This is a genomic window from Hyphomicrobium sp. 2TAF46 (assembly GCF_052114865.1).
Classification (GTDB): domain Bacteria; phylum Pseudomonadota; class Alphaproteobacteria; order Rhizobiales; family Hyphomicrobiaceae; genus Hyphomicrobium_B.
Genome location: NZ_JBFRFO010000005.1, coordinates 321259 through 335812 on the forward strand (window position 1 = coordinate 321259; position 14554 = coordinate 335812).

Here is a 14554-nt window from a genome sequence, read left to right on the forward strand (position 1 = left end):
CCCTGAACCGAAGCGCATCGAGCCTCCGCAATGTCCATTAAGCATCCGATCATATCCGTCACCGGCTCCTCTGGCGCGGGAACGACCTCGGTGCGGCAAACCTTCGAAAACATTTTCCGCCGCGAGCACGTGCGGGCGGCCTTCATTCAGGGCGACGCCTTTCACCGCTACGATCGCTGCGGCATGGAAAAGGCGATGCGGGAAGCTGGGAAGCGCGGCAACCCCAATTTCAGCCACTTCGGCCTCGAGGCAAATCTGATCGAGGAGCTCGAAACGCTCTTTCGAACGTATTCCGAGAGCGGCAAGGGCCTTATTCGCCATTATGTGCATGACGATGCGGAAGAACGCGCGCTCGGCACACCGGTCGGCAGCTTCACGCCTTGGACGGAAATTGAGCCGGACACAGATGTTCTGATGTACGAAGGCCTCCACGGCGCCATCGTCACAGGCGACTACGATGTCGCCCGTCATGCCGACCTGAAGATCGGCGTCGTTCCGGTGATCAATCTCGAATGGATTCAAAAGATCCAGCGAGACCGCACAGAGCGCGGCTATACGACCGAGGAGGTAACACAGTCGATCCTCAGGCGAATGCCCGACTACGTGCAGTACATCTGTCCGCAGTTCACGCAGACCGATATCAATTTTCAGCGAATTCCGACGGTCGATACCTCGAATCCGTTCATTGCCCGCTGGATACCAACGCCCGATGAATCGATGGTGATCATCCGCTTCAAGGAGCCGCGCGGCATCGATTTCGCGTATCTTTTGTCGATGATCCACGACAGCTTCATGTCGCGGGCCAATTCCATCGTCATTCCTGGTAGTAAGCTCGATCTTGCCATGCAACTCATTCTGACGCCGCTCATTCTCCAGCTCGTCGAGCGCCGCCGCCGAGTGATATGATCGAACCCGCGAAAGGTCTTCCGTGTCTCGCCCTCTCTTGATCGCCCCGTCCATCCTCTCGGCCGACTTCAGCAAGCTCGGCGACGAAATTCGCGCCGTTGACCGGGCGGGCGCCGATTGGATCCACTGCGATGTGATGGACGGGCATTTCGTGCCGAACATCACCTATGGTGCTCCGGTCATCAAAGCCGTACGCGGCGCATCGAAGAAAATCTTCGACGTGCATTTGATGATTGCGCCGGCCGATCCCTATTTGGGGGACTTCGCCGCTGCTGGCGCTGACATCATTACGGTCCACGCGGAAGCAGGTCCGCATCTCGATCGTTCGCTTCAGGCGATTCGAGCGCTCGGCAAGAAGGCGGGCGTATCGCTCAATCCCGGAACCCCGGAAAGCGCCATCGAATATGTTCTCGATCGCCTCGATCTCATCCTGGTGATGAGCGTCAATCCGGGCTTTGGCGGCCAATCGTTCATTCCGGCGGTCGTCGAAAAAATTCGCCGCGTGAAGGCACTTGTCGGTTCGCGTCCCATCGATATCGAGGTTGACGGTGGCATCACGCCGGAAACCGCACGGCAGGTCGTCGAGGCCGGCGCCAACGTTCTGGTCGCGGGCTCGGCGGTCTTCAAGGGCGGCAGCGAGCAAAGCTATCGCGCCAACATCGACGCCATAAGGAACGCGACGCGGCTCGAGGTCTAAGAGCACAAGGTCTGAAACGCCGCTTGAAATCAGAGTCGGCGAGCGTATTTCGACGGGTCATGACCGAAAGCAAGTTTTCCGAGCCGCTCCCGATCGATGATGTGCTCGACGATATTCGAGCGGCACTGCTGTCCAGCGGGACAGCGGTGCTCGTCGCGCCGCCGGGAGCCGGTAAGACGACGCGCGTGCCGCTTGCCCTTCTCGATGAAGCCTGGAGTGCCAACGGCAAAATTCTCGTTCTTGAGCCGCGCCGCATTGCTGCGCGTGCGGCAGCCGAGAGAATGGCTGCGAATGTCGGCAGCCGCCTCGGCGAGAAGATAGGCCTCCGCGCGCGCCTCAATTCCAAGACCGGACCGCAAGTCGGCGTTGAAGTCGTGACCGAAGGCGTCTTCACGCGCATGATCCTCGACGATCCCGGGCTCGAGGGCGTCGCAGCCGTTTTGTTCGACGAGTTCCACGAACGCTCGCTCGATACCGACATCGGCCTTGCCCTGGCACTCGACGCGCGTTCGGCCCTCAGGCCCGATCTCAAAGTCCTCGTCATGTCCGCCACGCTCGAAGCGGCGAACGTCGCGAAGCTGCTCGGCGACGCGCCGATCGTCAGGAGCGAGGGTCGCGCCTTCCCCGTCGAAACGCGCTACGTGGGCAGGCGTGCAAACAGGATCGAAGACGACGTCACCGATGCCGTGAAGAGAGCGGTCGCGAATGACGCCGGCTCGATCCTCGTGTTCCTGCCCGGCCAAGGCGAGATCGCGCGCGTTGCCGAACGTTTGAGTGCGCACGCTTTGCCGGCGGACGTGCACGTCGTACCACTTTACGGCGGCCTCGATCCCGCCGCCCAGGACCGTGCCATTTCACCGGCGAAGACCGGCCGCAAGGTCGTTCTCGCAACATCGATAGCGGAAACCTCGATCACCATCGAAGGCGTGCGCGTCGTCATCGATAGCGGCGTCGCCCGCGTTCCCCGCTTCGAACCGGATGTCGGCATCACCCGCCTCGAGACGGTCCGCGTATCGCGTGCCTCGGCCGATCAGCGTCGCGGCCGCGCCGGAAGAACCGCACCAGGCATCTGTTATCGCCTGTGGGACGAGCCGGAGACGCAGGGTCTCGTGCCATTCGCCGAACCCGAAATCCGCTCCGCCGATCTTTCAGCCTTGATACTGGACTGCGCCGAGTGGGGCACAAACGATCCGCGATCGCTGTCGTGGCTCGATCCGCCGTCTGAAGGCGCGCTTGCTGCCGCGCGCGCAAGCCTGCGTGCGGTCGATGCACTCGACGGAGACGGCCGGATCACCGAAGAAGGCAAGCGGTTGCGCGCGCTGCCGCTTCCGCCGCGCTTGGCGCGAATGGTCCTGAAAGCCGCCGCCAGCGGTCACTCCGGAACGGCGGCAGAGCTGGCCGCGATCCTCGTCGAGCGCGGCATCGGCGGCAACGACCTCGATCTTGCCGTCCGTCTTGAAAATTTCCGCCGCGACCGCTCGCAACGGGCGGAAAGCATGCGCGCGCTCGCGCGTCAGTGGGCGAGAACTGGAACAGCAGTCAAAGTGGCGGGAGACGAAGCGCCGTCGCCGGCCGCGCTCCTCGCGCTAGCCTATCCCGACCGGATTGCAAAAAATCGCGGCAAGCGCGGCAGCTTTCTACTCGCCAATGGCCGCGCCGGGATCGTCGATGACAGTCATCACCTGGCGTCCGCGCCCTATCTGGTTGTTGCCGAGCTTCAGGGACGAGCTGCTGCAACACGGATCACACTCGCGATCGCAGCGGACGAAGCGGACATCGAAGCATTCGCCGCTGACCGGATCGAGTTGAGCGACGAGATTGTCTTCGACAAAGACGCCCGAGCCGTACGCGCACGCCGCAGCCGCCGCCTCGGCGCAATCGCGTTGAACAGCGAGCCGCGCCCCCTTGGCCCCGGCGAAGACGTCTCTGCCGTTCTTGCCCGAGGTCTGATGGGGCTCGGAGCGGGGGCCCTGCCGTGGACGAAAGCGCAGCTTCAGCTTCGCAGTCGCATTGCGTTCCTGCGCAAAGGCGATGAGACGTGGCCGGATATGTCCGACGCCTCTCTAACGTCGGCTCTGGAGGAATGGCTTGCGCCATTTTTAGCGGGTAAGTCGCGGCTTTCCGAAATCGACGCCGACACTTTGGAGAGTGCGCTCAATTCATTGGCACCGCGTCAGATGCGCGTACGTCTCGACGCCGAAGCGCCAACGCATTTCGAAGCACCGACCGGAAATAGATTCGCGCTCGACTACGATGTCGCCGACGCACCGGCCCTACATATTCGTGTGCAGGAACTCTTCGGACTGAAGGACCATCCCGCCATCGCACGCGGCCGTCTGCCGCTCACGCTGCATTTGCTATCGCCGGCGCACCGGCCAATTCAGATCACCCGCGATCTGCCGGGCTTCTGGGCGGGCTCCTGGCGCGCAGTGAGAGCCGATATGCGCGGGCAATATCCAAAGCACGTTTGGCCCGAAGACCCGGCCAATGCCAAACCTACGGCACGGGCGAAGCCGCGCAACACGTGATGGAACGCCAAAAAAAAGCCCCGGCCAATGTGGCCGGGGACAGTTGCTCGTGGAGGAACGCAAGTTTAGCAGTCGAGCGTATGGTCCTTCTCCCACTGCGTGAAATGTGAGGCGAAGGAATTCCAGTCTTTCAGCTTGAGCTTGATGTAGGCCGCGGAGAATTCGTCACCGAGAGCGGCCTTGAGCGAAGTGTCCTTATCGAAGGCGCGGATCGCGTCGAGCAGGTTCAGCGGCAGGCGCGGCGCGTCTGTCACCAAATGCCCTTCCTGGTACATATCGATGTCGTAGCGCTTGCCGGGATGTGCCTTCGAACGAATACCATCGAGGCCGGCGGCAATGATCACAGCCTGCATCAGATAGGGATTTGCGGCGCCGTCCGGTAGGCGCAACTCGAAGCGGCCCTTGCCCGGCACGCGAACCATGTGCGTGCGGTTGTTGCCGGTCCATGTGACCGAGTTCGGCGACCACGTTGCGCCCGATGTGGTGCGCGGTGCGTTGATGCGCTTATACGAGTTGACCGTCGGGTTGGTGATTGCAGCGAGAGCCTCAGCATGTTTCATGATGCCGCCGAGGAAGTTGTAGCCCTGCTGCGACAGGCCCATTTCATCATGCCCGTCGTAGAACATGTTGGTCTTCCCGTCCTTGTCCCAGACGGAGATGTGGGCATGGCAGCCGTTGCCGGTGAGGTTCGGGAACGGCTTCGGCATGAACGTCGCGCGCAAGCCATGCTTTTCAGCGATCGAGCGCGTCATGAACTTGAAGAACGAATGCCGGTCCGCGGTGAGCAGAGCATCGTCGAAGTTCCAGTTCATTTCCCACTGGCCGTTCGCGTCCTCGTGGTCGTTCTGGTACGGACCCCAGCCGAGTTCGAGCATGTAATCGCAAATTTCTGCGATGACATCGTAGCGGCGCATCAAGGCCTGCTGATCGTAGCAGGGCTTCGCGGCGGTATCTTTGCTATCGGATATCTCGCAGCCATCCGGAGTAGTCAGGAAGAACTCGCACTCGACACCGGTCTTCACGTAAAGGCCAAGTTCAGCAGCTTCTGCCGCGACCTTCTTCAGAACGACGCGCGGCGCCTGCGCAACATGCTTGTCTTCCATCACGCAATCGGCGGCGACCCACGCGACTTCCTTCCTCCACGGCAGCTGAATGACTGACGAGGCGTCCGGCAGACCGAAGAGATCGGGGTGTGCAGGCGTCATGTCGAACCAGGTCGCAAATCCAGCGAAACCTGCACCGTCCTTCTGCATGTCGGCAATCGCCGACGAAGGAACGAGCTTGGCGCGCTGCGAACCGAAAAGGTCCGTATACGAGATCATGAAGTAGCGAATGCCGCGCTCTTTAGCGAGCTGGGCGAGATCTTGAGCCATACTTAGTTTCCTCAACTCTGGTGTTCTTTGATTATTTCTCTTGCCGGTGTTCAAAAAAAGGGGCGGCTTATAAGCCGCCCGATCCTGTTACTCCGGGTATCCAAGACGTTCCTGCGAGGGGGACGCGGGCCATTGCAGCGGCTTCGATCGTCAATGCACAGAGATCTTCGGGCTCGAGATTGTGGATGTTGTTGTGTCCAGCAGCGCGAGCGATCGTCTGTACTTCGAGCGTCATGACCTTCAGGTAATTGGCGAGACGGCGTCCGGCCCGTACGGGGTCGAGGCGCTTCGAAAGTTCGGGATCCTGGGTTGTGATACCCGCCGGATCGCGGCCTTCGTGCCAATCATCGTAGCAGCCGGCTTTCGTGCCCAGCTTCGCGTATTCAGCATCGAGTGCTGGATCGTTGTCGCCCAGAGCAACCAGCGCTGCCATGCCGATCGCGACGGCGTCAGCGCCAAGCGCCAGCGCCTTGGCAACGTCGGCACCGTTGCGAATACCGCCCGACACGATGAGCTGAACCTTGCGGTGCATGCCCAGATCCTGCAAGGCCTGAACGGCCGGCCGGATGCAAGCGAGTGTCGGCAGGCCGACGTTCTCGATGAACACTTCCTGCGTGGCGGCGGTGCCGCCCTGCATACCGTCGAGAACGATGACGTCGGCGCCTGCTTTGACGGCAAGAGCAACGTCGTAGTAGGGACGCGTACCGCCGACCTTCACGTAGATTGGCTTCTGCCAGTCCGTGATTTCACGGATTTCGAGGATCTTGATTTCAAGATCGTCCGGACCCGTCCAATCGGGATGGCGACAAGCCGAGCGCTGGTCGATGCCCTTCGGCAGGTTGCGCATCTCGGCGACGCGATCCGAAATCTTCTGACCGAGCAGCATGCCGCCACCGCCTGGCTTGGCGCCCTGACCGACGACGACTTCGATCGCATCCGCCTTGCGCAGATCATCAGGGTTCATGCCGTAGCGCGATGGCAAGTACTGATAGACGAGTGTCTTCGACTGACCGCGTTCCTCCGGCGTCATGCCGCCGTCGCCCGTTGTCGTCGAGGTGCCTGCGATCGAGGCGCCACGGCCGAGGGCTTCCTTCGCATTTGCCGACAGTGCGCCGAAGCTCATGCCTGCAATCGTGATCGGAATTTTGAGCTCGATCGGCTTCTTGGCGAACCGCGTGCCGAGCGTCACGCTCGTGCTGCAGCGCTCGCGATAGCCTTCGAGAGGATAGCGCGATACGGAGGCGCCGAGAAACAGAAGATCGTCGAAGTGCGGTACACGGCGCTTCGCGCCGCCTCCGCGGATATCGTAGATGCCGGTCGATGCCGCGCGTCGGATTTCCGAGAGCGTGTAATCATCGAACGTAGCCGAGGGGCGTGGTGTCGTAAGCGGGATTTTCGGCGACATCAGTAAGCATCCGCGTTGTCGATGTTGAAGTTATAAAGCTTGCGCGCAGAGCCATATCTGCGGAATTCCGAAGCTTTGGCGTCCTTTATTCCGGCATCTGCGAGAAGCTTGGTGAGAGCCTCCTGATGTTCGGGGCGCATCTCTTTCTCGATGCAGTCGGCGCCGAGGCTTTTCACTTTGCCGCGAACGAAGAGCTGCGCTTCGTAGATGGAATCCCCCAAGGCGTCGCCCGCATCGCCGAGAACGACGAGGTGGCCCGACTGCGCCATGAAGGCGGACATGTGCCCGATATTACCCTTGACGACGATATCGATGCCCTTCATCGAAATGCCGCACCGGGACGATGCATTGCCTTCGATGACGAGAAGCCCACCTCTGCCGGTAGCGCCTGCGTACTGGCTCGCATCACCTTTGATGACCACACGTCCGGACATCATGTTCTCGGCAACGCCGGGGCCTGCCGAGCCATGTACCGTCACGGAGGCCTTCTTGTTCATTCCCGCGCAGTAATATCCAACGCTACCGCGGATATCGACTTTGACGGGGGCATCGAGGCCGACGGCAATGGCATGACCGCCGCGCGGATTTACGATTTCCCACTGAGGTTGATTAGAGCCATCGGTTTGCCGATGCAGCTCTTCGTTCAGTTCGCGTAACGGGCTCTGAGCCAGATCAAACGTTCGCATAAGGTCCCCAATTAACTGCTGCATCAGCGTTGCCAGAAGTAAACGGTTGACGGTTCCGGTTCCCAGACCTTCGCCTTGTCGATTCCAGGCAAGCCTGCGAGCGCGCGATATTCCGAACCGAACGCAACGTAGTCGTCGGTTTCCGCCATGACTGCTGGTTTGCACGCGATCGGATCGCGCACGACGCCAAACCCTTCCTTCGTGCCCACGACGAAATTGAAGAAGCCGTCGAGATCGTCGAGGCTCTTCTCAAGCGCCTGGCCGAGGTTCATGCCCTGCTTCATGCGCCACGTGAGATAGGAAGCGGCGACCTCGGTGTCGTTCTCAGTGTTGAACTTCATGCCGTCGCGAATGAGCTCGCGGCGCAGGCTGTTGTGGTTGGAAAGTGAGCCGTTGTGCACGAGGCACTCGTCCGCGCCCGTCGAGAAGGGATGCGCGCCGAGCGTCGTTACGGCAGACTCGGTGGCCATGCGCGTGTGGCCGATTGCATGCGAGCCCGACATGTGGGCGAGATCGAAGCGCTTGGCGACCTCGGTCGGATAGCCGACCTCCTTGTAGATTTCGATATTCTCGCCGGTCGCCATGATGCGGATCGACGGGAAGTCCGCGCTGAGCAGTGCTCGGACGTCATCAAGCTTATCCGACGGAACGCTGAGAACAGCGTGCGTGTCCTTGGTGGTAAGCTGAGCATCCAATTTCTTGTCTTTCGCGAGAGCAGCTTTGAGCTTCGCGAAGTCTTCCACAGCAGTCGCTGACTGCAGCGTGATTTTTGATCGACCTTCAGTACCGGAGCCATAGACGGCGAACCCAGCCGAGTCCGGCCCTCGCTCGCACATCGTCGACAGCATGCCAGAAAGTAGCTGGCCGAGCTGCGGCTCCATTTTTGGGTTTTTTAGAAATAGTCCGACGATTCCGCACATGATTGCCTCCAAAGGGCCGCGAAGGAACGGACCTACACCGTAACAATCGGTGTTCGGATTGTCAACTCAGAAGAAAGAAGTTTTCTCTGAGAGAAATGCGGTGGAGGCGCGGTTCGTCAGGGGCGTGGGTAAATAATGATGGAAAGGTAGGTCATCGGGGTCTTGATGAGGCGCGCCGGCCCATGCGGCGCCGCACTATCGAAAAGGATCGCATCACCCTGCGCAAGAAGGTAGCTGCGATCGGCGTGCGCGTACTCCACTTCGCCCGTGAGCATGAAGATGAATTCGACGCCTTCGTGCTGAAAGCCCGTGTAAGCAACCGCATCATCGGTCAGCGTGATGAGATAAGGCTCGATAACGACGGGTCCATCGAGTGAGTGGCCGAGAAGCTGGTACTGATGCCCGACTTTCGTCCCGCGCCGGCGGATGACTACGCCTTCACCAGCCCTCACATACGAGCAATCACGACGCTGTTCGAAAGAGGCAAACAGCACCGTCAACGGTATATTCAACGCCGAAGCCAGCATCTGCAGCGTGCCGAGCGATGGCGAGATCTGGCCGTTTTCGATCTTCGACAGCATGCCGGGTGAGATCTGAGCCGCGGTGGCAAGCTCCGCGACTGTCAAACCCGCGTGTTTGCGATGGTGACGGACCTGATGTCCGATCGCTTGCTCTAAAGTGTGCTCGGCAGCGCCCGGAGCATTCGAGCCAGTTGCTAGGGGTTCCGGCTCCAGAAGAGCAATAGGGTTTTTGCGCGTTTTATCTGACATGAAGCCTTCCGCCGGATACGGCGGTTCAAATCATTATTAAAAAAACAAGTTCGCACGTCGGGAAGCATTATGCCACTACCCAAATAGAAATTGTCTATTGCCGGAAGGACGCAGGTCCGGAAAAAGGGCCTATTATTGGTCAGGCTTTTGCTTTTCGGAGCCAATCCCCGAAATCCCGTGAATAAGTACGGGCGCAGGCGAAATCGTACGCTGTACCATCGGGAAGCCGCCAGACGATAACCCCGAGATGCGAAACGTGTGTAATCGCGACGTCTCCAGGTTTGAAAGCGTCATCGTGAAAATCAATACCCATGCTCCGTGAAAGGACAGGGGACGGACGTGCCTGGGAAATTCTAAAAATCGTTCGGCTTTCGGTAACGTCAACGAGCGACGCCAATCCATTGAATGTCTTCGCAAGTTCAGAATAGTGGTCGCGACCGGCTTCGTCTTTCTGAATAATGAGCCATTGATCGGGACCTGCCCAGACGATCAGCGCCCCGCCAGCTTCGACGGCTTTTGGCGTCGACGGCAGCGATACTCCGAAGGTCGCGCGAGCGCGTTCGTCCAGCGAAGCGCGAGCGCCGCGACGGGCGGCGATATTCATGACGGTGACATCGTTGCGCTCGATGAGGTCGGACGCACGCGCCGTTTTGGTATGGTTTGCAAGCTCAGACACGCAGTCTCGCTCCTTCAACGTCAACAAATGTAGCCGGAACCACTTCGACGAGGACGTCGCCATTTCGAACGGGATCGAAAGCTCTCAGGATCTCGCCCATTCGAGACTCGGCGTTTGATAAAAAGCCCAAGCCGATCCAGTGACCGAGCGACGGCGAGTAGGCGACTGAGGTCATATAACCCTGATCGTTTTTCGCGACGGCAGCATCGCTCTTGCCGATGAAATGCGCGCCGCCCCGAAGGCGTACGGACCTGTCGACAGGCCTGAAGCCGACGACGCGGGGACGGGTAGGATCGGCGAGTCCGGGCCGTTGCGAAAGTACGCGGCCGACAAAGTCTTTTTTCGTCGATGCCATCTTGCCGAGCCCGAGATCAGCAGCCGTCGTCGTGCCGTTGAGTTCCGGACCGGCAACGTGTCCCTTCTCGATGCGCATGACGCCGAGAGCTTCCGTTCCGTAAGGCGTGACGCCGAATTCTTCGCCTTTCGCCATCAGAGTGCGCATCAGGCGATCGCCATGGCGTGCCGGAACGGCGATTTCGTAAGCCATCTCGCCCGAGAACGAGAGCCGGTAGAGTCTCGCTTTGATGCCGCCCATCACGGTGAGTTCAGCGACCGCCATATAGGGGAAAGCCGCGTTCGAGATGTCGAAGGGCGCGTCCACGAGCTTCGCAAGCAAATCGCGAGCGCGAGGACCGGCGACGGAATACTGCGCCCACTGATCGCTCACCGGGAAAAGCTGCACATCGAGGTCCGGCCAGTACCATTGGCGGCAGAGTTCGAGATGCTGCAGAACCTTGATCGCATTCGCCGTCGTCGTAGTGATGAAGTAGCGGTCGTCCGCGAAACGCGCTGCGGTTCCGTCATCCATCGCGATGCCGTCTTCCCGCAGCATCATGCCGTAGCGGGCTTTGCCGACACCGAGAGTGCTCATCATGTTGATATAGACACGGTCGAGGAACTTGCCGGCGTCGGTGCCGTGAATCTCGATCTTGCCGAGCGTCGAGACATCGCAAACGCCGACGGCATTTCTAACCGTGTTCACTTCGCGGCAAACCGTCGTCAGCCAATCGTTCTCGCCGGGCTTAGGATAATATTGAGCCCTCAGCCACATGCCGGTTTCGATGAATACGGCGCCACGCTCTTTGGCCCAATCGTGCGATGGCGTGAGACGCGTTGCCTTGAAATGTTTGCCACGATGCTCGCCAGCGAGGACGCCGAGCGAAACGGGCGTGTATGGCGGACGCGCCGAGGTCGCGCCGGTCGCCGCAATGGTTTTGCCTGTCAGCTGCGCCAGGATCGCGAGGCCGTTGACGTTCGACGTCTTGCCCTGATCGGTCGCCATGCCGAGTGTCGTATAGCGCTTCAGGTGTTCGACCGAGCGAAAACCTTCGCGTTCCGCCAAGGCGACGTCGGCGGCCGTGACGTCGTTCTGCTGATCGACGAACGCCTTATGCTTGGCAGACTGGACGTGCCAGAAAGCTGCGATATCGCTGGGCTCGTCGTCTGCCGCGGGAACAGCTGCGCCCTTTTCTTGGAACCCGCTTGCCACGGCGGCGGCAGCGCCCGCCTGAGCACCTTCTTTGAGGCAGGAAGCAAGACCAAAAGTGCCCTTTGCGGAGCCGGAGACAGCCATTCCCTTTGGCAACGCGCCGGGAACGAATGCAGCCAGTTCCTGCTGCCACTGCGCACGGCCGCCGAGATGGGTCGTGACCTGAACGCTCGGATTGAAGCCGCCAGAGACCGCGATGAGATCGCACGCAATGTTTTGCGACGTGCCGTCCGCCGCGACGATGCGGGCGCCGGTGACGCGCGAAGATCCGATGGCATCGGCAACGGCAGCGCCTTCGAAGATGCGAATGCCGTGCTTGCGCGCGAACGATTTGGTTGCCGGCTGTAGCACCGTGCGCGTATCGACGAGAGCAGTGACGCGAATGCCCGCCCCGACCAGGTCTTCGATCGTGCTCGCGCCGTCGTCGTTGTTCGCAAAGACGACAGCGGTTTCGCCGGGCTTGACGCCGAAGCGGTTGATATAGGTGCGTACGGCGCTTGCGAGCATGACGCCGGGGCGATCGTTGTTCCCGAACACGATCGGACGTTCCAACGCGCCTTGGGCGATGATGGTATGCTTCGCAACAATGCGCCAAAGCCGTTGCCGGGGCACACCTGCGGCCGGGACGGGGACGTGATCGGCAACGCGTTCGACGGCTCCGAATGTGCCGGAATCGTAGGCGCCGAAGACAGTCGTTCTCGGCATCAATTGAACGCCGGGAAACGACTTCAGCTCAGCGATGACTGAATTGACCCAATCTGCGCCTTTCACGCCGCCGACGGTCCGAACGTCGCTCAGCAGCCTTCCGCCGAATGCAAAGCTTTCATCGACGAGAATGACCCTTGCACCTGTGCGTGCCGCCGTGAGCGCCGCCATCAATCCGGCGGGACCCGATCCCACGACAAGTACGTCGCAGAATGCAAAAGCCTTATCGTAGCTGTCGGGATCGTGCTCCTGTGCAGCCCGGCCAAGACCCGCCGCGCGCCGGATCATCGGCTCGTAGAACTTCTCCCAGAAGGACGCCGGCCACATGAAGGTCTTGTAGTAGAATCCGGCCGAAAGAAATGGCGAAAGAAGTCCATTGACGGCGAGCAGGTCGAGCGACAGCGACGGGAACCGGTTCTGGCTCTTCGCTTCGAGGCCGTCATAGAGTTCGGTGATGGTCGCCTTCGTATTGGGCTCACGACGCGCGCCGGAGCGAAGCTCGACGAGAGCATTCGGCTCTTCGGAGCCTGAAGTCAGGATGCCCCGGGGACGATGGTATTTGAACGATCGGCCGACCAGGCGAACGCCATTGGCGAGCAGTGCGGAAGCCAGGGTATCGCCAGCATAGCCGTTGTAGGGAACGCCATCGAAGGTGAAGGTGAGAGACTGCGAGCGGTCGATCAACCCGCGATCTTTGAGCCGTGCAGTTTGAGCCGATTGTGTCATTGAGCCGTGCCCGCAGCTTTCTGCCGCTCGAGGGCGACCTCTTGAGCGGATTTGACGTCCAGAATTTCGTGATTGCGCGTATCGCGAGTTACAACGAGCCAGGCGTGGCATCCGGCAGCGTGATACCAGAGCTCTTGCATCGGGCCGGCGATATTCGCGCGCTCATACCCGAAAGCATAAAAGGCTTCATTGGCATTAGGAGCGGCTGGATCGGGCCGGACGATGCTCGCATCTCCGAGATACGAAAATTCGTCGTTACTGCGTTGACCGCAATGGGGACAATTGATGCGCATGTTGGGGTCGCCTTCAGTGCAGGTTGGGCTGATTGCCCATGCCCTTCTCATCGATCATGTGGCCGGTGCGGAAGCGATCGAGGCGATAGGCCCGCGCCACCTCGTGCGATTCATTGCGCGCGATAAGGTGCGCGAAGCACAATCCCGAAGCCGGCGTTGCCTTGAAGCCGCCGTAGCACCAGCCGCCGTTGAAGAAGAGCCCGTCGATCGGCGTCCGATCGATGATCGGCGAACCGTCCATGCTCATGTCCATGATGCCGCCCCAGGAGCGCAGCAGGCGCACCCGGCCGATCCGCGGCATCAGCGCCATCCCGCCTTCGAGGACGTCCTCGACGACCGGAAGGTTACCCCGCTGCGCGTAAGTATTGTAACCGTCGATGTCGCCGCCGAAGACCAGTCCGCCCTTGTCCGATTGGCTAACGTAGAAATGCCCGGCACCGAATGTCACGACGCCATCGATGAATGGCTTGATTCCTTCCGAAACGAATGCCTGCAAGACATGGCTTTCAATCGGAAGCGTCAAACCGGCCATTCCAGCCACTCGGGAGGAATTTCCTGCAACGGCTAATCCGACCTTATTCGCACCGATAAATCCGCTTGTCGTCTCGATACCGCTAATTTTGCCATTTGAAATACGAAATCCGGTAACTTCCGTATTCTCGATGATATCGACCCCGAGCCGGTCGGCGCCACGTGCATAACCCCAGGCGACGGCGTCGTGCCGCACCGTACCGCCACGCCGCTGCAGAAGGCCGCCCTGGATCGGGAAGCGCGCGTTGTCGTAGTTGAGCCACGGATACATCGACCGCACGGCGTCGCGATCGAGCAGTTCGGCGTCGATCCCGTGAAGACGCATGGCATTCCCGCGCCGGGCATAGGCGTCGCGCTGGGCGTCGGAATGATAAAGGTTCAGAACGCCGCGCTGCGAGACCATCGCATTGTAGTTCAGATCCTGCTCCAGGCCTTCCCAGAGCTTCATGCTCGTCTCGTAGAACGGGATATTCCCGGGGAGCAGATAATTCGAGCGAACGATGGTCGTGTTGCGGCCGACGTTGCCGGAACCGATCCAGCCCTTTTCGACCACGGCGATGTTTCTCACGCCATAGCGTTTCGCGAGGTAGTAAGCCGTCGCGAGGCCGTGCCCACCGCCGCCGACGATGACGACATCGTAGTTCGGCTTGGGTGTTGCCTGGCGCCAGGCGGGACCCCACCCGGTCTGCCCGCGGAGGCCCTCGAGAAATACTGAAAAGATGGAATAGCGATCTAAGCGCGGCATAAGATGCTCTGCAATTTCACGCGAACCGGGGAGTCCGGCGCGTC

General features: G+C 60.5%; 12 protein-coding genes. 3 read left to right on the plus strand and 9 right to left on the minus strand.

Annotated features, from left to right (window positions below):
- The first annotated feature begins 30 nt into the window (after positions 1-30).
- The 3 genes from AB4Z24_RS12880 to hrpB are packed head-to-tail and all read left to right on the plus strand — an operon-like array spanning position 31 to position 4131.
- On the plus strand, positions 31-906 hold the full coding sequence (locus AB4Z24_RS12880; RefSeq protein WP_441708674.1) for a phosphoribulokinase: 876 nt from the start codon (positions 31-33) through the stop codon (positions 904-906).
- A 22-nt stretch (positions 907-928) separates the two neighbouring features.
- Complete coding sequence (gene rpe / locus AB4Z24_RS12885) at positions 929-1603, plus strand: ribulose-phosphate 3-epimerase (protein WP_441708676.1); 675 nt, start codon at positions 929-931, stop codon at positions 1601-1603.
- A gap of 59 nt (positions 1604-1662) precedes the next feature.
- Complete coding sequence (hrpB, locus tag AB4Z24_RS12890) at positions 1663-4131, plus strand: ATP-dependent helicase HrpB (protein ID WP_441708678.1); 2469 nt, start codon at positions 1663-1665, stop codon at positions 4129-4131.
- Positions 4132-4196: 65 nt separating this feature from the next.
- Here hrpB and glnT read toward each other — a convergent pair whose 3' ends face one another.
- The 9 genes from glnT to AB4Z24_RS12935 form a co-directional block, all read right to left on the minus strand.
- The gene (gene glnT, locus AB4Z24_RS12895) at positions 4197-5504 is read right to left on the minus strand and encodes a type III glutamate--ammonia ligase (protein ID WP_441708680.1); all 1308 of its coding nucleotides are present in this window, start codon (positions 5502-5504) and stop codon (positions 4197-4199) included.
- A 67-nt stretch (positions 5505-5571) separates the two neighbouring features.
- A complete protein-coding gene (locus tag AB4Z24_RS12900) occupies positions 5572-6909 on the minus strand; it encodes an FMN-binding glutamate synthase family protein (RefSeq protein WP_441708682.1) in 1338 nt (445 codons plus the stop codon).
- Entirely contained in the window at positions 6909-7595 is a 687-nt protein-coding gene (locus AB4Z24_RS12905; RefSeq protein WP_290995521.1) for a GXGXG domain-containing protein, read from the minus strand. The genes AB4Z24_RS12900 and AB4Z24_RS12905 overlap by 1 nt, the downstream gene beginning before the upstream one ends.
- A gap of 23 nt (positions 7596-7618) precedes the next feature.
- On the minus strand, positions 7619-8515 hold the full coding sequence (locus AB4Z24_RS12910) for a class II glutamine amidotransferase (protein WP_441708685.1): 897 nt from the start codon (positions 8513-8515) through the stop codon (positions 7619-7621).
- Positions 8516-8631: 116 nt separating this feature from the next.
- Positions 8632-9285 carry a helix-turn-helix domain-containing protein gene (locus AB4Z24_RS12915; protein WP_441708688.1) on the minus strand — a complete coding sequence of 218 codons (654 nt, stop codon included), beginning with the start codon at positions 9283-9285 and terminating at the stop codon, positions 8632-8634.
- A gap of 139 nt (positions 9286-9424) precedes the next feature.
- The gene (locus AB4Z24_RS12920) at positions 9425-9961 is read right to left on the minus strand and encodes a sarcosine oxidase subunit gamma (protein WP_441708690.1); all 537 of its coding nucleotides are present in this window, start codon (positions 9959-9961) and stop codon (positions 9425-9427) included.
- A complete protein-coding gene (locus AB4Z24_RS12925) occupies positions 9954-12941 on the minus strand; it encodes a sarcosine oxidase subunit alpha family protein (RefSeq protein WP_441708692.1) in 2988 nt (995 codons plus the stop codon). Before AB4Z24_RS12925 ends, AB4Z24_RS12920 begins: the two co-directional genes overlap by 8 nt.
- The gene (locus AB4Z24_RS12930; protein ID WP_441708694.1) at positions 12938-13234 is read right to left on the minus strand and encodes a sarcosine oxidase subunit delta; all 297 of its coding nucleotides are present in this window, start codon (positions 13232-13234) and stop codon (positions 12938-12940) included. Before AB4Z24_RS12930 ends, AB4Z24_RS12925 begins: the two co-directional genes overlap by 4 nt.
- A 13-nt stretch (positions 13235-13247) precedes the next feature.
- Positions 13248-14510 (minus strand): sarcosine oxidase subunit beta family protein, encoded by a 1263-nt coding sequence (locus AB4Z24_RS12935; protein ID WP_441708696.1) that lies wholly within the window; start codon positions 14508-14510, stop codon positions 13248-13250.
- Positions 14511-14554 lie beyond the last annotated feature (44 nt).